This is a genomic window from Allosphingosinicella sp., assembly GCF_035626655.1.
In the GTDB taxonomy this organism is placed as follows: Bacteria; Pseudomonadota; Alphaproteobacteria; order Sphingomonadales; family Sphingomonadaceae; genus Allosphingosinicella.
The window spans coordinates 196,561-214,552 of record NZ_DASPNF010000010.1; the positions used below are offsets into that span (position 1 = coordinate 196,561).

The following is a 17,992-nucleotide window of genomic DNA, read 5'->3' on the forward strand; positions in this document are numbered from 1 at the left end:
AGGGCCGGGACCGGCGACGGGCAACGCACCCGCCAGGCTTGCCCTCGTCTCCACCCCTGCCTAGCCTTGCCTCATGCGCATCGCCGTGCCTTTCCGGGGAGCAGGATGCCGCGCAGCGTCGGCGCTCGCTTTCTGCCTCTTGTCGCTCGCCGCACCCGCGGCCGCCCAGGACAGCTGGTGGAGCACGCCCTGCCGCGTCCTCGACGTTCAGTCCCCGGCGGAAATGGTGCGCCGCTGTACGGCGGCCGTCCGCGCGGGGCGATGGAGCAGCGACGATTTCGCCAATGCCTATATTAATGGCGGCGACGAGCAGCTCCGCCTGGGAGACCATCGCCGCGCCGTCGCCAATTACAGCCGGGCGCTGCGGCTGCGCCCGGGCCATGCCGAAACTCTTTTCCGGCGCGGCAACGCCTTCTACGCCGCGCGTGACTATCGCAGCGCTCTCGCCGATTATGAGGCGTCGCTGCGGCCGAATCCGCGCTATGTCGGCTATCTGATCGGCCGTGCAAATGCGCGCTACATGCTGCACGATTATGCGGGCGCCCTCGCCGATTATTCAGCCGCGATCGAGATCAATCCCCACGACAGCGCCGCCCGGATCGGGCGCGGCAACGCCTTCATGGTCCGGCACGATCCGCTGCGCGCGCTTGCCGATTATGACATTGCCCTCCGCTATCCATCGAGTGATCCGCACGCCTTTTATGCGCGCGGCGCCGCGCGCATGGCGCAGCGGGACTGGGACGGCGCCCTGGCCGATTTCAACCGGGCGTACGAGCTGAACCCGAACAGCGCAGCCACCCTTGCCCGCCGGGCGCGCGTCTATGCGGCCCGTGGCAATCGCGGCTGGGCTGCCGCCGATTTCGCCGAGGCGGAGCGGCTGGCGCGGGGCGATGCTTCGGCGCTGAACAGCCTGTGCTGGAACCTCCTGCTGGCGGGCGAGCCGCCGGAGCGGGCGCGCGCGCATTGCGACGCGTCGCTCGCCATTGATCCGGACGATATCGATACGCTCCACACCCGCGCTCTGGTCAGCCTGCGGCAGGGCAATTTCCGCGACGCCTGGACCCGCCTCCACCGGGCGATGCGCCGCGACCGCGCCAATCCCGAGCTGCTCTATGGGCGCGGCCTCGCGGCGCTGCGGCTGGGGCGCGAACGGGAAGGGCGGGCCGACATCGCCCGCGCGCTGGCGATCGAGCCGGGGATCGGCCGCGTCTATGCCGAGGATTACGGCCTGCCGCTTTCGAACTGACACGACGGGCGTAGCACGGCTTGCCGCGGCGCTCCCCGCTCCCTAGCCTCGCTTCATGCCCGACCCAGCGCTCCCGACCGAACAACTCGACGTCCTGATCGTCGGCGCCGGAATTTCGGGCATCGATGGCGCCTGGCACCTGCAGAAGCGCTGCCCCGGCAAGAGCTATGCGATCCTCGAGGGGCGCGAGCGGATCGGCGGGACCTGGGACCTGTTCCGCTATCCCGGCATTCGCTCGGACAGCGACATGTACACTTTGGGCTTCCCGTTCCGGCCGTGGACCGGAAAGAAGTCGATCGCCGACGGCGCCGACATCCGCGCCTATGTCGAGGAGACGGCCGCTGAATTCGGGATCGACCGCCGGATCCGCTTCCGCCACCGGGTGACCAGGGCCGAATGGTCGTCTGCCGAGGCGCGCTGGACGGTCGAGGCCGAGACGCCGGACGGCCCGAGACGCTACCGGGCCCGCTTCCTCTATCTCGGCAGCGGCTATTACGATTACGAGAATGGCTACCGGCCGGAATGGCCGGACGAGAAAAGCTTCAAGGGCCGCTTCGTCCATCCGCAATTCTGGCCCGAGGATCTCGATCATGCAGGCAAACGCATCGTCGTGATCGGCAGCGGCGCGACCGCGGTGACGCTCGTTCCGGCGCTTGCCGAGACCGCGGCGCACGTAACGATGCTGCAGCGCTCGCCCTCGTGGATCGTCGCCCGGCCCTCGGAGGACGGCATCGCGCGGCGGCTGCAGCGCCTGCTTCCGGCCCGCGCGGCGGCGCGGACGATCCGGCTCAAGAACGTGCTGCTCGGCATGCTCTTCTTCCAGCGCTCGCGGAAGCGGCCGGACAAGGTCCGGGCCCTGTTGCTCAAATGGGTCGGGGAGCAATTGCCTGACCGCGACATTGCCGACTTCGTGCCGGCCTATAATCCCTGGGACCAGCGCGTCTGCCTGGTCCCGGACGGCGACCTGTTCCGGACGATGCGCGAGGGCCGCGTCTCAGTGGTCACCGACACGATCGACACCTTCACGAAGCACGGGATCAGGCTGGCCTCGGGCGCCGAGCTGGAGGCGGACATCGTCGTCACCGCGACGGGCCTGGTCGTGAAGGTGCTCGGCGGCATCGCCATCTCCGTCGACGGCGTGCCGGTGAACCCGGCAGAGCATATCAGCTACAAGGGGATGATGCTGTCGGACGTGCCGAATCTCGTCCTCTCCTTCGGCTACACCAACGCTTCCTGGACGCTGAAATGCGACCTCACCGCGCGCTATTTCTGCCGGCTGGTCCGGCATATGGACGCGCAGGGCCTCGATATCTGCGTGCCGCGCCTGCCCGCGGCCGGGATCGAGCGCCAGCCGATGCTCGATTTCAGCTCGGGCTACGTCCAGCGCGCCGCCGCCAGCCTCCCGGGGCAGGGGACGGCGCCGCCCTGGCGCGTCTACCAGAATTACTTCAAGGACTTCGCGGCGCTCGGTCTGGGCACGGTTACGGACGGGGTCATGGAGTTCAGGAAGGCCGGTTGACTCCGAAAGCGGAGCGCGGCACCTGACGTTTACGTAAAGGAGAGGGAGGCCGCCATGTCGGACCTTGAGTCGTTCCGCAGCGAGACGCGCGCCTGGCTGGAGGCGAACTGCCCGCCGGAAATGCGCGAGCCGATGCGCGACGAGAGCGACGCCTGCTGGGGCGGCCGCAATCCGGTCTTCAAGAACGAGGCCCAGAAGCAGTGGATGGAGGTCATGGCCGCGCGTGGCTGGACCGTGCCGGACTGGCCGACCGAATATGGCGGCGGCGGGCTCTCCCCGGCCGAGACCAAGATCCTCCGCCAGGAGATGGCGCGGATCAATGCGCGCAACCCGCTGATGAGCTTCGGCATCTCGATGCTTGGCCCGGCTCTGCTCAAATATGGCAATGAGGCGCAAAAGAAGCACTACCTGAACCAGATCGCCCGCGGCGAGATCCGCTGGTGCCAGGGCTATTCCGAGCCCGGCGCCGGCTCCGACCTCGCCAGCCTGCAGACCAGGTGCGAGGACAAGGGCGATCACTGGCTGGTCAACGGCCAGAAGATATGGACGAGCTATGCCGACAAGGCCGACTGGATCTTCTGCCTCGTCCGCACCGATCCTGCGGCGCCCAAGCATCAGGGGATCAGCTTCCTGTTGTTCGACATGGCCAGCCCGGGCGTCTCGACCAAGCCGATCCTGCTCATCTCCGGCTATTCGCCTTTCTGCGAGACCTTCTTCGACGACGTGCAGGTGCCCAAGGACCAGCTGGTCGGCACCCTCAACAAGGGCTGGGACGTCGCCAAATATCTGCTCGGCCATGAGCGCGAGATGATTTCAGGGATGGGTCTCGGTGGGCAAAGCGATTCGCTTGGCGAGGCGTTCGGCGAAGTGCTGGCGGACGATCCCTTGCTGCGCGCCGAGGTCGCCCGTTTCGACGTCGACCAGCTCGCCTTCCGCGCCATGTCCGAGAAGTTCATCGACGAGCTGAAGGCGGGCAGGGCGCATCCGGCCCAGCCCTCGATGATGAAATATGCCGGCACCGAACTGAACAAGGCCCGGCACGAGCTGGCCATGGCCGCCGGCGGCTCGAACGCGCTCGAATGGGAGAGCGACCGCTCGAAGAAGGGCAAGGCGGCCCGCGAGTGGCTCCGCACCAAGGCCAATTCGATCGAGGGCGGCACCAGCGAGATCCAGCTCGGCATCGTCGCGAAACGGATTCTCGATTTGCCGGGAGCCTGACTTTCCACCGTCATGCCAGCGGAGGCTGGGATCCAGACGGCACTTGAGACGCAAAGACAGCTTGGACCCCAGCCTTCGCTGGGGTGACGACAGAAGGACCGGGATCTGATGCCCCTCTATCTCACCGAAGACCAGGCGATGCTGCAGGAGACGGCGCGCAGCTTCATGGCCGAGGAAGGCGCGATTGCGAAGCAGCTGCGTCACTGGCGTGACAAGGGCTGCAGCGACGGCTTTGGCCACGGCCTGTGGAAGCAGTTCGCCGAATTGGGCTTCAACGGCATCCTGATTGACGAGGCGGATGGCGGGCTCGGACTCGGCCATGTCGAGGCGGGGATCGTGCTCGAGGAGATCGGGCGGAACCTCACCCCCTCGCCCTTCCTGGTCAGCGCGGTCGCCTTCGTGGAGGCGCTGAAGGGCAGTACGGCGCGGGAGCGCTGGTATCCCGGCATCATCGCCGGCGATACGATCGCCGCCCTCGCCGTGGACGAAGGGCCGAAGCACCGACCGGACGCGATCGAGATGCGCGCCGAGCGCTCCGGCAACGGCTTCAGCCTGACCGGCCGCAAGCAGTTCGTGGTGCAGGGCGCTTCGGCCGATGTGACCCTGGTCGCCGCGCAGACCGACGAGGGCCTTACCCTGTTCGCGGTCGAGAAGGGCGCGAGCGGACTCGACGTCGAGGGCGTCCGGCTCGCGGATTCCACCATCGGCGCGCGGCTCACCTTCGCGGACGTGCAGGTCGACGCCGACGCGGTAATCGGCGAGGTCGGCGGCGGCGCCGAGATCCTCGACCGGGCGCTCAACGCTGGCCGCACCGGTGCCGCGGCCGAGCTGGTCGGTGTCGGCTCGGCTTCGATGGAGATGACCGTCGACTATCTGAAGCAGCGCAAGCAGTTCGGCAAATATATCGGCGAGTTCCAGGCGCTGCAGTTCCGCGCCGCCCATCTCTATTCCGAGCTGGAGATCGCCCGCGCGGCGACGCTCAAGGCACAGCAATTGCTCGACGAGGGCAGCCCGGATGCGGAGGCCATGGTCTCCGTCGCCAAGGCCAAGGCGGGCCGCGCCTCCCAGCTCGCGGTGCAGGAGGGCGTGCAGATGCATGGCGGCATCGGCATGACCGACGAATATGATATCGGCCTCTACATGAAGCGCGACCGGGTGCTGAACGAGCTGTTCGGCGACGCCAATTACCACGCGGACAAATTGGCGCGGATGAAGGGCTACTGAGGGGGAGGGCAATTCTCGTCGTGCCGAACCTGCTTCAGCCTCCAGTTGCGAACCGCCGGGCGGGTGGAGAGTTGGGCCCTGAAACGAGTCCAGCGTGACGGAGGAGGTGTGACGACAAGCGCCGGATCGACAAGCCCGGACCTCGCTTATGCGAAGGGTCTCGCGCGCGCCTTTGCCGGGGCGATCATCTTCGGCCTGCCGCTGCTGATGACCATGGAAATGTGGTTCCTCGGAATCGCGCTCCATCCCGGCCGGCTCGTCGCGTTCCTCCTCGTCAACTTCGTCATCCTCGTCGGCCTGTCGCGCTTCGGCGGCTTTGAGCGGACCGACAGCCTGTTCGAAGACGTGATGGACGCCTTCGCGGCCTGCGGCGTCGGCATCCTCGGCGCCGCCGCCGTCCTGGCCTTATTCGCGATCATCGGCCCCGCCATGCCGGCCGACGAGATCGCCGGGAAGATCGCGATCCAGAGCGTGCCGATGAGCTTCGGCGCGATGATCGCGCGCAAGCAGCTCAGCGGCGGCGGCGCGGAACCGCAAGATGAGAAGGAGGCGGTGCGGGAGGCGTCCTATGGCGGCCAGCTCTTTCTGATGGCGGCGGGGGCGCTCTTCCTCGCCTTCAACGTCGCGCCGACCGAGGAGATGCAGCTCATCGCCTATCTCATGTCCACCTGGCACCTGCTCGTACTGGTCGTCGTATCCCTCCTGCTGCTCCACCTCTTCGTCTACCGGGTCGGCTTCGCGGGTCAGAAAGAGCGCGCGGAAGGGCACGGGGCGGTCAGGACCTTTCTCGCCTACACCATCCCGGGCTACGGTATCGCGCTCGCCGTCGGCCTGTTCGTGCTCTGGACGTTCGGGCGGGTCGATGGCACGGCCTATGACCAGGTGGCGGCAACCATGGCGGTGATCGCCTTTCCGGGCGCCCTCGGCGCGGCGATCGCGCGGCTGGTGGTCTGATGGCGAAAGCGAAGACGAAGCCGCCAGTGCTCGAGTGGATAGCCTCCGCAATCGGGCTGCTGCTGACGCTCGGGGTCGTCGCGGTGATCGCGCGCGATGCGTTCAATGGCAGCGCGGGCATGGCGCCCGACATCGAGGTGGTGGTCCGCGAGCAGCAGCAGGTGGGCAGCCGCTGGCTCGTCCGCTTCGAGGCGCACAACCGCTCGCCCGTCACCGCGGCCCAGGTCACCATCGAGGGCGCGCTGCCCGGCGGCGAGACCAGCACGGCGACGATCGACTATATTCCGGGCCGTTCGACACGCGGCGGCGGACTCGTCTTCAGCACCGAACCGCGGGGCGTGCGACTGCGCCCGCTCGGCTTCCAGGATCCCTGAGGAGATCGCCTTGGCCCTCGACCCCGAAACCTTCGGCGCCCTGCTCGACACCGTCCGCCGCTTCGTCGCGGAGCGGCTCCGCCCGCTGGAGGAAAAGGTCGCGGAGGAGGATGAGGTCCCCGAAGACATCGTCCGCGAGATGCGGGAGCTGGGGCTGTTCGGGCTCTCCATCCCGGAGGAGTTTGGCGGCCTCGGCCTGACCATGAGCGAGGAAGTCCGGGTCGCGCTGGAGTTCGGACGGACGACGCCGGCCTTTCGCTCGGTATTCGGAACCAATGTCGGGATCGGCAGCCAAGGCCTCGTCATGGCGGGCTCGGACGCGCAGAAGGCCGCATGGCTGCCGCGCATCGCCAGCGGCGAGATCGTCGCCAGCTTCGCGCTCACCGAGCCGGGCGCGGGCTCCGACAGCGCCTCGGTCCAGACCCGCGCGGTCCGTGACGGCGATGTTTACCTGCTCTCCGGCAGCAAGCGCTTCATCACCAATGCCGACAAGGCGAGCCTGTTCACGGTGATGGCGCGGACCGCGGGCGAGGGCGCGCACGGCGTCTCCGCCTTCCTGGTGCCGGCTGACCTGCCCGGCCTGTCGGTCGGCAAGCCCGAGAAGAAGATGGGCCAACAGGGCGCCCATGTCTGCGACGTGAATTTCGACGAGACGCCGGTGCCCGTGGCGAACCGGCTGGGCGCGGAAGGCGAGGGCTTCAGGATCGCGATGCGCGTGCTCGACCGCGGCCGGCTGCACATCGCCGCGGTCTGCGTCGGCGTCGCCGAACGGCTGATCGCCGATGCCGTCGCCTATGCGAGCGACCGCAGGCAGTTCGGCAAGCCGCTTGCCGATTTCCAGCTCGTCCAGGCGATGATCGCCGACAGCAAGACCGAGGCGCTTGCGGCGCGCGCGCTGGTGCTGGAGACGGCGGCTCGAAAGGATGCCGGCGATCCGATCGTGCTGGAATGCGCCGCCGCCAAATATTTCGCCAGTGAGATGGTCGGCCGGGTGGCGGACCGCGCCGTGCAGATTTTCGGGGGCGCCGGCTATATCGCCGATTACGGCATCGAGCGGCTCTATCGCGACGTGCGCCTGTTCCGCATCTACGAGGGCACAAGCCAGATCCAGCAGCTTGTCATTGCGCGCGAGACGATCAAGAACGGCGGGTGAACGATTTCAAAGGGGGAAGTCATGCGGAAATTGATGATCGCTGCGAGCCTGCTCGCGCTGGCGACGCCGGCCCGGGCGCAGGACCGGGCGCTGCACGACGCGATCGCGCGGGACTTCAGCACCAACCTCTCCAGCCTGTTCGACCATTTCCACCGCAATCCGGAGCTGTCCGGCCGTGAGGTGCAGACCTCCGCCCGTATGGCGCAGGAGCTGCGCGCGCTCGGCTATGAGGTGACGACCGGCGTCGGCGGCACCGGGGTGGTCGCAATCATGCGCAACGGCGCAGGGCCCACCGTGCTGCTGCGAGCCGACATGGACGGCTTGCCGATCGAGGAGCGCTCCGGTGTGCCCAATCCCTCCCGCGCACGGCAGGTAGGCCCCGACGGCACCGAGCAGCCGGTCATGCACGCCTGCGGCCATGACGTGCACATCACCGCTTTGGTCGGCACAGCCCGTCAGCTGGCCGCCCGGCGGTCGCGCTGGCAAGGCACGCTCGTGCTGATCGCTCAGCCCGCCGAGGAGACCATCTCGGGCGCGCGGGCGATGATCGAGGACGGGCTCTACACGCGCTTCCCCAAGCCGGATGTCGCGCTCGCCTTCCACGTCGCCGCGGAGATCGAGGCAGGGCGGATCGAGGTGCCGCTGCAGATCGTTTCGTCCAGCGCCGATACGGTGACCATTCAGGTCCGCGGCGTCGGCACGCATGGCGCCTCGCCGCATCTCGGGGTGGATCCGGTGGTCGTGGCCAGCCAGATCGTCATCTCGCTCCAGTCCATGGTCGGCCGGTCGATCAACCCGCTGGAGGGCGCCGTCGTCACCGTCGGCACGATCCGGGGCGGCGTGAAGAACAACATCATACCCGAGCAGGTCGACCTGGGCCTTACCGTACGCGCCGACAATCCGGCGATCAGGCAGCGCCTGCTTGATGGCATCGACCGGGTCGCGCGCGGCACCGCGCTCGCCATGGGCGTTCCGGAGGACCGGCTCCCGGTCGTCACCCGCTCGCGCACGGAAACGACCCCGGCCACGATCAACCATGGCCCGACCGCGCAGATCGTCCGCGACGCGATTGCCGGCCAGATGGGGGCGGAACGGCTGATCACCCAACAGCGCGAGGGTATGGGCGCCGAGGACTTCGCCTATTTCGTCGCGCCGGAGCATGGCGTCAGGGGCGTCTATTTCAGCGTCGGCGGCACGCCGCGTGAGCAGCTTGCCAATGCGCCCGGTCACCATTCGCCCCTGTTCCGGATCGCGCCGGAGCCCGCGGTGACCGCAGGCGTCGAGGCGATGGTGGTCGCGGCCGAGGCGGTGATGCGCCGCCGCTAGGTGCGCCGAAGCAGCACGTTCATCTGCGCCGCGGCGATCGGCTTCGCCCGGTCGAGCTGCCAGGCATGCGCCTCGACATTGGCGACGCGCTTGCCGAGCCGGGTCACTCGGGCCGCGGCACAGGTGTCGTGGTTGATGCCGCCCCGCATATATTGAACGGTGACGTTGACCGGCTTCACCTGCGGCCGCTCCTCGCCCAGCGCCTCGAACAAAGCCCCGAAGGCCGCGAATTCGAGCAGGGCGGCGATCGCGCCGCCGTGCAGATAGCCGGGCCGTCCCGTCACCCGCTCCCCGAACGGCATGACGAAGAGCAGCTCGCCCCCGGTTTCCTCGGTCCGGACGCCTAGATAAACGGCATAAGGCGGCGGCGGATTCATCGGGCGAAGTAGCGGCGGCAGACCGCATCCAGCTTCGCCATCGCCGCCGGCTGGCGGGCTTCGGGCGCGGTGATCACGGCCTGGTCCAGATTGGTGTCGATCGGCGAGGGAGTGCGCTCCCTGGGCAGCCGGCGGGCGAGCTCGACCACCAGCCGCCGCGCCGTCGCCGCATTGTCGTGCAACCGCGCGACGATCTCCGCGACGTCGACCGCTTCGCCCTCGCGCCAGCAATCATAATCGGTGACCATGCCCAGCAGGGCATAAGGCAGCTCCGCCTCGCGGGCGAGCTTCGCCTCGGGCATCGCCGTCATGCCGATCACGTCGCCGCCCCAGGCGCGGAACATGCGGCTCTCGGCCCGGGTCGAGAATTGCGGGCCCTCGATCGCGACGTAGCAGCCGCCCCGCTTCACCGGCGCGCCTGACGCCTCGGCCGCGTCCGCCGCCAGGGCCGAGAGGCGCGGGCAGACCGGATCGGCCATCGAGACATGGGCGGCGAAGCCCGGCTCGAAGAAGCTCGCCTCCCGCGCAAAGGTGCGGTCGATGAACTGGTCGACCGCGACGAAATGGCCCGGCGGGATCTCCTCGCGGAGCGAGCCGATCGCCGAGATGGCGAGCAGGTCGGTGCAGCCCGCCCGCTTCAGCGCGTCGATGTTGGCGCGGGCGTTGAGCGCGGAGGGCGGGAGCGGATGGCCGCGGCCGTGGCGGGGCAGGAAGACGAAGCGCACGCCCTCGATCCGGCCCATCAGCAATTCGTCCGACGGCGTCCCCCAAGGCGAGTCGACGGCGAGCCATTGCGCCTCCTCCAGCGCCTCGATCGCGTAGAGGCCGGAGCCGCCGATAATGCCGATCACCCACTCGCTCATGCCAGGTGCCTTAGGGGCCGACGAGGATGATCCGCAAGTCGCTCACGTTGGTCCCGCTCGGGCCGGGTGCGAACAGGCCATCGGCGGATGTGAACCAGCCAGCGCTGTCATTCGTGGCGAGCGCCCCCGCGCCGGCCGCATCCGCGCCGGAGAAGAAGGCGCCGGCCGCGCCGCTATTGCCGTCGAGCCCGTCGCTGTCCGCAGCCAGCCCCTGGATGTCCGGCCGATCGCCGAGGCCCGTTGCCGCGGCCAGCGCATATTCGAGATTCGGGCCGCCGCGGCCCGTGCCGGTCACGGTGACGGTCAGCTCCCCGCCCGAGATGAGCGCGCTGCCGGGCGGGAGCGTGCGCGCGATTTCGGCGTGGGCGCGGCCCAGGTCGCGCGCTTCGCCCGCGCATTGGCCGAGCAGGACCGGGCGGTAGCCGACCCGCTCCGCATCGGCCGCCGCCGCGGCCAGCAGATCCGCCGCGCTCGCGACGAGGCGGAATTCGCCCGGGACCGCCTTCGCCGTCTCGGTCAGCGGTGCGTCCAGGCCGTAGCGATCGAGGATTGCCCGAGCGTCCGCCACCGTGGTCGGGTCGGCCACGGTTGGCCCGGAGCCGATATCCTCGGGCCGGTCGCCGACCACATCGGAAATGGCGAGGGTGAGCGCGGCGGGCAGGCGCCCGCCCTTGATCCGCGAGAGGTGGCGGCGGACGCAGTTGAGCTCGCCGATCGGCGCGCCGGCGCGGAGAAGGGCGCCGGTGATCGCCTGCTTGTTCGCGAGCGTCAGCCCCTCGCCGGGCAGGCTGGCCAGAGCAGAGGCGCCACCGCTCAGCAGGACGAGGGCGCCGCCCGCGTCGGCCAGTTCGAGCAGCCGTTCCGCCGCCTCGACGCTGTGTTCGTCGGGCACGGGATGGCCGGCATGGCGCAGTTCGATCGTCGCGAGGTCCGCATCCCAGCCATGCGGCACGACGGCGATCCCGCCGACGCCCGGATAACGGGCCTCGGCAACGCGGGCCATCGCGCCGGCGGCCTTGCCGATCGCGAGCACGACGCGCGGCCTTTCCGCGGGCAGATGCGGCGGCAGCACCGTTTCGGGGTGACAGGCCGCGATCCCGGCGTGGAACATCTGGCGCAGCTGGTCGCGCATCGCGTCTTTGTCTCGGGGAAAGGCCGCGCTAGCACAAGGCCATGACGCCGGTCTGGAAGGCACGCGGGCGCAAGGCGCTGATCTGGACGCTGCGCGTCGTGGCGGGGATCGTCGCGCTGCCGTTGCTCTACTTCCTCGTCGCGCTCCTCCTCGGCCTCGTCCCGGCCAACGTTGCCTTCCGCCAGCCGGGCGAGGGCGGGGTGGTGATCTTCGTCCGCTCCAACGGCATCCACACCGATCTCGTCATGCCCAAGGTCAATGCCGAGGCCGACTGGCGGCCTTATGCCGACCCCGCGCATGTCCGCGATCCGCGCTGGGGCCGGGCGGATCATGTCGCGGTCGGCTATGGCGCGCGCGAATTCTATCTGAACACGCCGACCTGGGGCGATCTCTCGCTGAGCGTCGCCGTCCGCGCGATGTTCGGCGGGGACACGACGCTCGTCCATGTCGAGCATGTCGACCGGCCGCAGCGCACCGACTGGCAGCGGCCGATCCGCCTCTCCCCGGACCAGTATCGACGTCTCGCCGCCTATGTCCGCTCGAGCTTCCGACATGACGGGGATGGTGCCCCGGTCCACGTGCCCGGCGGCTATACCGACGCCGACACCTTCTATGAGGGCAATGGCGGCTTCTCGATGTTCTTCAACTGCAATGCCTGGACCGGCGCGGCGCTGCGGGCGGCAGGCGTGCGCATGGGCCTGTGGACGCCGTTCGAGCAGAGCGTGATGTGGCGGCTCGATTGAGCGGCAATGTTACGTTAGAGAGGCGCAACGACATCCGGTTTGGGGGAATCGAAATGGCAAAGATCCTCGGCAATTTTCACCTGGCGCTGCTGATCGGCCTGCTGCTGCTGATCGGCGCCATGGTCGGCTTCCACCAGGGCGGGATGGACAAGTCCTACTGGGTGGAGGTGCTGCGCTTCCTGCACGTCTGGGCGGGCGTCCTCTGGATCGGCCTGCTCTATTATTTCAACTTCGTGCAGATCCCGACCATGCCGAAGGTCCCGGCCGAGCTGAAGCCGGGCGTGACCAAATATATCGCGCCGGCGGCCCTGTTCTGGTTCCGCTATTCGGCGCTGCTCACCGTGATCCTCGGCCTCTTGATCATCGAGCTGCGCGTGCCCGGCGATGCCGGCCGCGCGCTCGGCTTCTCCGAAGGCTATCGGGTGATCGGCACGGGCATGTGGCTCGGCCTCATCATGTTCCTCAATGTCTGGCTCGTCATCTGGCCGAACCAGAAGAAGGCGCTCGGCATCGTCACCGTCGACGACGCCCGCAAGGCGAAGGCGGCGAGCCTGGCGATGATGGCCTCGCGGACCAACCTGATCCTGTCGCTGCCCATGCTCTATTGCATGATCATGGGGGCGCACCGGCCGATGTGAGCGCGGGGGCAGGCTTTTCATATCGGCTAAGGAACATTCGGGCGCGGCGACAATTTGGGACAAAGTCCCGCCGCGCCCAACACACTTCGGAGACAGCGGCCGCTCATTGGGGTCTCATGCGCCGCTTCGCCGTCGTCCTGTCCGTCGCTGCCCTTTCGGCCTGCACGCTCGGCCCGAATTATCGCCCGCCTGCGCCCTCCTCGCTGCAGGTTCCCGACAGCTGGTATCAGCGCAGCGCGCAGGAGAGCCAGGACCTCTCGCGCTGGTGGGAGCAGTTTGACGATCCGCTGCTGACGCGGCTGATCGGCGAGGCGAGCGCGTCCAACCTCGATCTCGCCGTCGCCTCCAGCCGGCTGGTGCAGGCGCGCGAGTCGCTGGTGCAGGCGCGGGCCGGGCTGGTGCCGACCGTCGGCGCCTCGGGCAGCGTGGGGCGGTCGGTCGGCGCCGGCAATGACCGGACGACGTTCAGCGTCGGCGCCGACGCCACCTGGGAGATCGACCTGTTCGGCCGCATCCGCCGCGGCATCGAGGCGGCCGGCGCCGACGCGGAGAGCGTCTGGTACGACCGCGAGGCGCTGCGCGTCGCGATCACCGCCGAGCTGGCGACCAACTACGTCCAGGCGCGGCTGACCCAGGAGCGGCTCGCGCTGGCCCGCGAGGATCTCGCCATTGCCGAGGACAATCTGCAGATTGCCCAGTGGCGCCTGCAGGCCGGCCTCGTCTCCTCGCTCGACACCGAACAGGCCCGCGCCGCCCGTGCCCAGGCGGCTGCCGTGATTCCCGGCCTCGAGCAGAGCTTCGCCGGCGCCACCTACCGGATCGCGGTGCTGACCGGCCGCGCGCCCGGCACGCTGACCGCCGAGCTCGGCCAGGTGAAGCCGGTGCCGCGGGGCCCGCGCGACGTCGCCGCCGGCATCCCCGCCGACACGCTCCGCCAGCGTCCCGACGTGCGCTCCGCCGAGCGCGCGCTCGCCGCCGCCACCGCAAGGATCGGCGTCGCCCAGGCGCAGCTCTATCCGGGGCTGCGCCTGTCCGGGAATATCGGCACCTCGGCCTTCTCGCTGGGCGGCCTGTTCAGCGCGATCACCGGCACGATCCTCGCCGGCATCGACCAGACCCTGTTCGACGGCGGCCGCCTGCGCTCCCAGCTCCGCTCGCAGCAGGCCGCGACGGAAGGCGCGCTCGCCACCTACCGCCAGTCCGTGCTGACCGCGCTCGAGGATGTCGAGAATGCGCTCGCCGCGCTCAACGCCGCCCGCGCGCGCCAGGTCCAGCTCGAGACGGCGCTGGAGGCGGCGAACAACAGCGCCATCCTCGCCCGCATCCAGTACCGCTCCGGCCTCACCAGCTTCGATCAGTTGCTCGACGTCGAGAGCCGTCTCGTCTCCGCCCGCGACGGCCTCGCCTCCAGTCGCGCCGACGAATCGCTCGCCCTCGTCCAGCTCTACCGCGCGCTCGGCGGCGGCTGGGACGCCAATGCCGCCCCTGACATCCGGACGACCAGATGACCGACACGCCCCGCACCGATCCGACCGCGACGCCCGAAAGCCGGAAGCCCGACAGCGAGGAGCTCGAGGTCTTCCTCGGCGCCCCGGCGCCCAGGCCCTGGTACAAGCGCCCGCTCTTCATTCTCGGCATCGTCCTGATCGCCGCCCTGATCTTCCTGCTCGCGCGCTGCTTCGCCGGCGAGGGCGAGGCGGGCTATGCGACCGAGACGGTGCGCCGCGGCAATTTGCAGGTCACAGTCACCGCGACGGGCAATCTCCAGCCGACCAACGAGGTGCAGGTGGGCTCCGAGCAGTCCGGCCTCGTCGCGCAGGTCTTCGTCGACAATAACGACCCGGTGCGGCAGGGGCAGCCGCTCGCCCGGCTCGACACGGCGCGGCTGCGGGACACCGTCACCCAGGCGCAGGCGAGCCTTGCCTCCGCGCAGGCGCAGGTCGCCACTGCTGCCGCGACCGTCGCCCAGAACCGCGCCGACCTTGCCCGGCAGGAAGAGGTGTTCCGGGTTTCGGGCGGCCGCGTGCCCTCCCGCACCGAGCTGGATGCGGCGCGTGCCACCTACCAGCGCGGACTTGCCGGCGTCCGCGCCGCCCAGGCGGGCGTGACCGAGGCGCGCGCGCAGCTCTCGACCGCGGAGACCAATCTTTCCAAGGGCACGATCTATTCGCCGGTCAACGGCATCGTGCTCTCCCGCCAGGTCGATCCGGGCCAGACCGTCGCCGCCTCGCTGTCGGCGCCGACCCTGTTCACCATCGCCGAGGACCTCAGCCAGATGAAGCTCGAGGTGCGCGTCGACGAGGCCGATGTCGGCCAGGTGCGCGCCGGCCAGAGCGCGAGCTTCACCGTCGACGCCTATCCGGGCCGGACCTTCCAGGCGACCGTGCTCCGCGTCGACGTCGGCGCCAATGCCTCGGGCTCGACGACCTCGGGCTCCAGCGCGAGCAACGCCCAGGCGAGCACCGCCAACACGGTGATCGCCTATACCGCGATCCTCTCGGTCGCCAATCCGGAGATGCTGCTGCGTCCCGGCATGACCGCGACTGCGGAGATCGTGACCGCCGAGCGCCGCAACGTGATCCTGGTGCCGAACGCGGCCCTGCGCTGGTCGCCGGAGCGCGATGCGGCGGCGGCGAGTCGGGAGCAGAGCGGCGCCGCGAGCGTGCTCGTGCCGCGCGGCGGCCGCCGCGGCCGGCGTGGCGGCGCGGGCGGCGGACGCGAGGTCACGATCGGCCGCGGCAGCCGCCAGACTGTCTATGTGCTCGGCGCCGACGGCCAGCCGCAGCCCGTCCAGATCGTCGTCGGCGAAAGCAACGGCTCGGTGACCGAGGTCGTCGGCGGCGACCTGCGCGAGGGCCAGGAGGTGATCACCTCCCGCCTCGCGCCGGGCCAGGTGCAGGAGAAGAGCGAGCGCAAGGGCGAAGGCCGGCGCGGCCGCAATCGCGGCGGCGACGGCAATGAGGCCCAGCCCGCCAACCAGGCCGCTCCCGCCACCAACCAGGCCCAGCCCGGCCCTGCGACGCCCGCGGCCTCCGGTCAGACGCCGCCGCCTCCGGCCGCGCCGACCGCTCCGTCGGCAGCGCCACCGGCGCGGCCGCAGGCCGAGGGTGGCCCGGCCGGCCGGCCGCGCATGCGCGACATGTCGCCGGAGCAGCGCAGAGCCTATCTGGAAAGTCTTACACCGGAGCAGCGCGCGGCGATGCGCGAACGGCGGGAGCGGCGCCGGCGGGAACGCGGCGCGGAGGGCGGCGCGCCCGATGGCCGGTGAGCCGATCATCTCGCTCCGCCGGGTGACCAAGACCTACGGCAATGGCGCGATGGCCTTCCAGGCGCTCAAGGGCGTCGACCTCGACGTCCGCGAGGGCGACTTCGTCGCGGTGATGGGCCCGTCCGGGTCGGGAAAGTCGACGGCGATGAACATCCTCGGCTGCCTCGACGTCCCCACCTCGGGCTCGTTCCGGTTCAAGGGCGTGCCGGTCGAGACGCTAGACCGCGACCAGCGCGCGCTCCTGCGGCGCCGCTATCTCGGCTTCGTCTTCCAGGGCTTCAACCTGCTCGCCCGCACCGACGCGCTGGAGAATGTCGAGCTGCCTCTGCTCTACCGGGGCGAGGAGCGCGCCAGGCGCCGCGAGGCCGGCATGGCCGCGCTCGAGAAGGTCGGGCTCGGCAAATGGTGGGATCACACGCCCGCCGAACTGTCCGGCGGCCAGCAGCAGCGCGTCGCCATCGCCCGGGCGATCGTGACCAATCCGGACGTGCTGCTGGCGGACGAGCCGACTGGCAATCTGGACAGCAAGACTTCGGTCGAGATCATGGAGCTGCTCACCGAGCTCAACGAGAAAAGCGGGATCACCGTGCTGATGGTCACGCATGAGCCGGACATGGCCGCTTATGCCCGCACCATCGTCCATTTCCGCGACGGCCTGATCGAGAGCATCGAGCAGAACGAGCATCGGACGGGGGTGACGGCCTGATGTTCTTCACCACGGTCATCCTCGCTGCCCGCGAAATCAGCCGGCACAAATTGCGGTCCTTCCTGACCGTGCTCGGCATCGTCATCGGCGTCGCCGCGGTGGTGACGATGGTGACGCTCGGCAAGGGCGCCACGGCCGCGGTCGCCGAGCAGATCTCGAGCCTCGGCGCCAACATCCTGCAGATCCGCCCCGGCCAGGGCTTCGGCCGCGGCGGCGGCGGGCAGCAGGCGCCCGACTTCGAGATGGCCGACGTCGAGGCGATCCAGGAGCAGATTGCCGGCGTCCGCGCGGTCGCACCGCAGGCGCAGGCTTCGGTGCTCGCCGTGCACAATGCCGCCAACTGGCAGACGACGGTGAACGGCACGACCTCGCAATTCTTCATCGCGCAGCAATGGCGGCTCAGCGACGGCCGGATCTGGAACGATGCCGAGGAGCAGTCCGGCAAGGCGGTCTGCATCATCGGCTCGACCGTGCAGCGCAATCTCTTCCCGAACGAGGCGCCGGTCGGGGAGCAATTGCGGGTGAAGGACCTCAGCTGCGAGGTGATCGGCACGCTCGCGGCGCGCGGGCAGGGCGGCTTCCAGGACCAGGACGATGTCGTGCTGATGCCGATCAAGGCGGTGCAGCGCCGCTTCACCGGCAATCGCGACATCCGCTTCATCATGGTCGCGGTGGACGATTCCTACGACAGCCAGTCGGTCCAGTCTGCGATCACCAATTTGCTGCGCGAGCGCCGCCACATCCGGCGCGGGGCGGAGGACAATTTCAACATCTTCGACACCCGCCAGATCTCGGAAACGCTTCAGGGAACGACCCGCATCCTCACTGCTGTTATGGGCGCAGTCGCGGCGGTGAGCCTGATCGTCGGCGGGATCGGCATCATGAACATCATGCTCGTCTCGGTCACCGAGCGGACCCGCGAGATCGGCATCCGCCTCGCCATCGGCGCGGTCGGCAAGGAAGTGCTGATGCAGTTCCTGGTCGAAGCGGTCGTGCTCGCCTGCCTGGGCGGGCTGATCGGGCTGCTGATCGCGCTCGGCGCGACGATCGCGCTGGCGCCGCTCATCCAGGTGCCGTTCCTGTTCGACGTGCAGATCAACCTGATCGCCTTCGGTGTCTCGGCGCTGATCGGCATCGTCTTCGGCTATTTCCCCGCGCGCCGCGCGGCGGCCCTCAACCCGATCGACGCGCTGCGCCACGAATGAGCCGCTCGCGTGGATAGGAAACATGTGCTCCGGCGAAGGCCGGAGC

At 69.4% G+C, this 17,992-nt stretch carries 17 protein-coding genes; 14 read left to right on the forward strand and 3 right to left on the reverse strand.

Annotation, left to right across the window (positions count from 1 at the left end; all coding sequences use genetic code 11):
- Positions 1 to 73: 73 nt before the first annotated feature.
- The 8 genes from VEC11_RS09315 (at position 74) to VEC11_RS09350 (ending at position 9,014) form a co-directional block, all read left to right on the forward strand.
- A complete protein-coding gene (locus VEC11_RS09315) occupies positions 74 to 1,246 on the forward strand; it encodes a tetratricopeptide repeat protein (protein WP_464130450.1) in 1,173 nt (390 codons plus the stop codon).
- Between the two features lie 55 nt (positions 1,247 to 1,301).
- Positions 1,302 to 2,765 (forward strand): flavin-containing monooxygenase, encoded by a 1,464-nt coding sequence (locus tag VEC11_RS09320; protein ID WP_464130451.1) that lies wholly within the window; start codon positions 1,302 to 1,304, stop codon positions 2,763 to 2,765.
- A gap of 54 nt (positions 2,766 to 2,819) precedes the next feature.
- Positions 2,820 to 3,983, forward strand: a complete 1,164-nt coding sequence (locus tag VEC11_RS09325) for an acyl-CoA dehydrogenase family protein (RefSeq protein ID WP_464130452.1) — start codon at positions 2,820 to 2,822, stop codon at positions 3,981 to 3,983.
- A gap of 108 nt (positions 3,984 to 4,091) precedes the next feature.
- A complete protein-coding gene (locus VEC11_RS09330) occupies positions 4,092 to 5,207 on the forward strand; it encodes an acyl-CoA dehydrogenase family protein (RefSeq protein ID WP_464130453.1) in 1,116 nt (371 codons plus the stop codon).
- A gap of 108 nt (positions 5,208 to 5,315) precedes the next feature.
- A complete protein-coding gene (locus tag VEC11_RS09335) occupies positions 5,316 to 6,161 on the forward strand; it encodes a TIGR02587 family membrane protein (RefSeq protein ID WP_464130454.1) in 846 nt (281 codons plus the stop codon).
- A complete protein-coding gene (locus VEC11_RS09340) occupies positions 6,161 to 6,535 on the forward strand; it encodes a hypothetical protein (protein ID WP_464130455.1) in 375 nt (124 codons plus the stop codon). Before VEC11_RS09335 ends, VEC11_RS09340 begins: the two co-directional genes overlap by 1 nt.
- Positions 6,536 to 6,545: 10 nt before the next feature.
- Positions 6,546 to 7,688, forward strand: coding sequence for an acyl-CoA dehydrogenase family protein (locus VEC11_RS09345; protein WP_464130456.1), 1,143 nt, complete (start codon positions 6,546 to 6,548; stop codon positions 7,686 to 7,688).
- 21 nt (positions 7,689 to 7,709) lie between these two features.
- The gene (locus tag VEC11_RS09350) at positions 7,710 to 9,014 is read left to right on the forward strand and encodes an amidohydrolase (protein ID WP_464130457.1); all 1,305 of its coding nucleotides are present in this window, start codon (positions 7,710 to 7,712) and stop codon (positions 9,012 to 9,014) included.
- Here VEC11_RS09350 and VEC11_RS09355 read toward each other — a convergent pair.
- From VEC11_RS09355 to VEC11_RS09365, 3 genes are read right to left on the reverse strand one after another with little or no spacing between them, the layout of a single operon-like run.
- Complete coding sequence (locus VEC11_RS09355; RefSeq protein ID WP_464130458.1) at positions 9,011 to 9,391, reverse strand: PaaI family thioesterase; 381 nt, start codon at positions 9,389 to 9,391, stop codon at positions 9,011 to 9,013. The two genes, VEC11_RS09350 and VEC11_RS09355, sit on opposite strands and share 4 nt — an antisense overlap.
- Positions 9,388 to 10,254 carry an S-methyl-5'-thioadenosine phosphorylase gene (mtnP, locus tag VEC11_RS09360; protein WP_464130459.1) on the reverse strand — a complete coding sequence of 289 codons (867 nt, stop codon included), beginning with the start codon at positions 10,252 to 10,254 and terminating at the stop codon, positions 9,388 to 9,390. The genes VEC11_RS09355 and mtnP overlap by 4 nt, the downstream gene beginning before the upstream one ends.
- A 10-nt stretch (positions 10,255 to 10,264) precedes the next feature.
- Positions 10,265 to 11,386, reverse strand: coding sequence for a glycerate kinase type-2 family protein (locus VEC11_RS09365; RefSeq protein WP_464130460.1), 1,122 nt, complete (start codon positions 11,384 to 11,386; stop codon positions 10,265 to 10,267).
- Between the two features lie 41 nt (positions 11,387 to 11,427).
- Here VEC11_RS09365 and VEC11_RS09370 point away from each other — a divergent pair, with 41 nt between their 5' ends.
- The 6 genes from VEC11_RS09370 (at position 11,428) to VEC11_RS09395 (ending at position 17,946) form a co-directional block, all read left to right on the forward strand.
- A complete protein-coding gene (locus VEC11_RS09370; protein WP_464130462.1) occupies positions 11,428 to 12,129 on the forward strand; it encodes a TIGR02117 family protein in 702 nt (233 codons plus the stop codon).
- 53 nt (positions 12,130 to 12,182) lie between these two features.
- Positions 12,183 to 12,767: a urate hydroxylase PuuD gene (locus VEC11_RS09375; protein WP_464130463.1), complete on the forward strand. Its 585-nt coding sequence runs from the start codon at positions 12,183 to 12,185 to the stop codon at positions 12,765 to 12,767.
- Between the two features lie 116 nt (positions 12,768 to 12,883).
- Positions 12,884 to 14,275, forward strand: coding sequence for an efflux transporter outer membrane subunit (locus VEC11_RS09380; RefSeq protein ID WP_464130464.1), 1,392 nt, complete (start codon positions 12,884 to 12,886; stop codon positions 14,273 to 14,275).
- On the forward strand, positions 14,272 to 16,035 hold the full coding sequence (locus tag VEC11_RS09385; RefSeq protein ID WP_464130465.1) for an efflux RND transporter periplasmic adaptor subunit: 1,764 nt from the start codon (positions 14,272 to 14,274) through the stop codon (positions 16,033 to 16,035). The genes VEC11_RS09380 and VEC11_RS09385 overlap by 4 nt, the downstream gene beginning before the upstream one ends.
- The gene (locus tag VEC11_RS09390) at positions 16,025 to 16,741 is read left to right on the forward strand and encodes an ABC transporter ATP-binding protein (protein WP_464130466.1); all 717 of its coding nucleotides are present in this window, start codon (positions 16,025 to 16,027) and stop codon (positions 16,739 to 16,741) included. The genes VEC11_RS09385 and VEC11_RS09390 overlap by 11 nt, the downstream gene beginning before the upstream one ends.
- Positions 16,741 to 17,946, forward strand: coding sequence for an ABC transporter permease (locus VEC11_RS09395; protein ID WP_464130467.1), 1,206 nt, complete (start codon positions 16,741 to 16,743; stop codon positions 17,944 to 17,946). Before VEC11_RS09390 ends, VEC11_RS09395 begins: the two co-directional genes overlap by 1 nt.
- Positions 17,947 to 17,992: the final 46 nt, after the last annotated feature.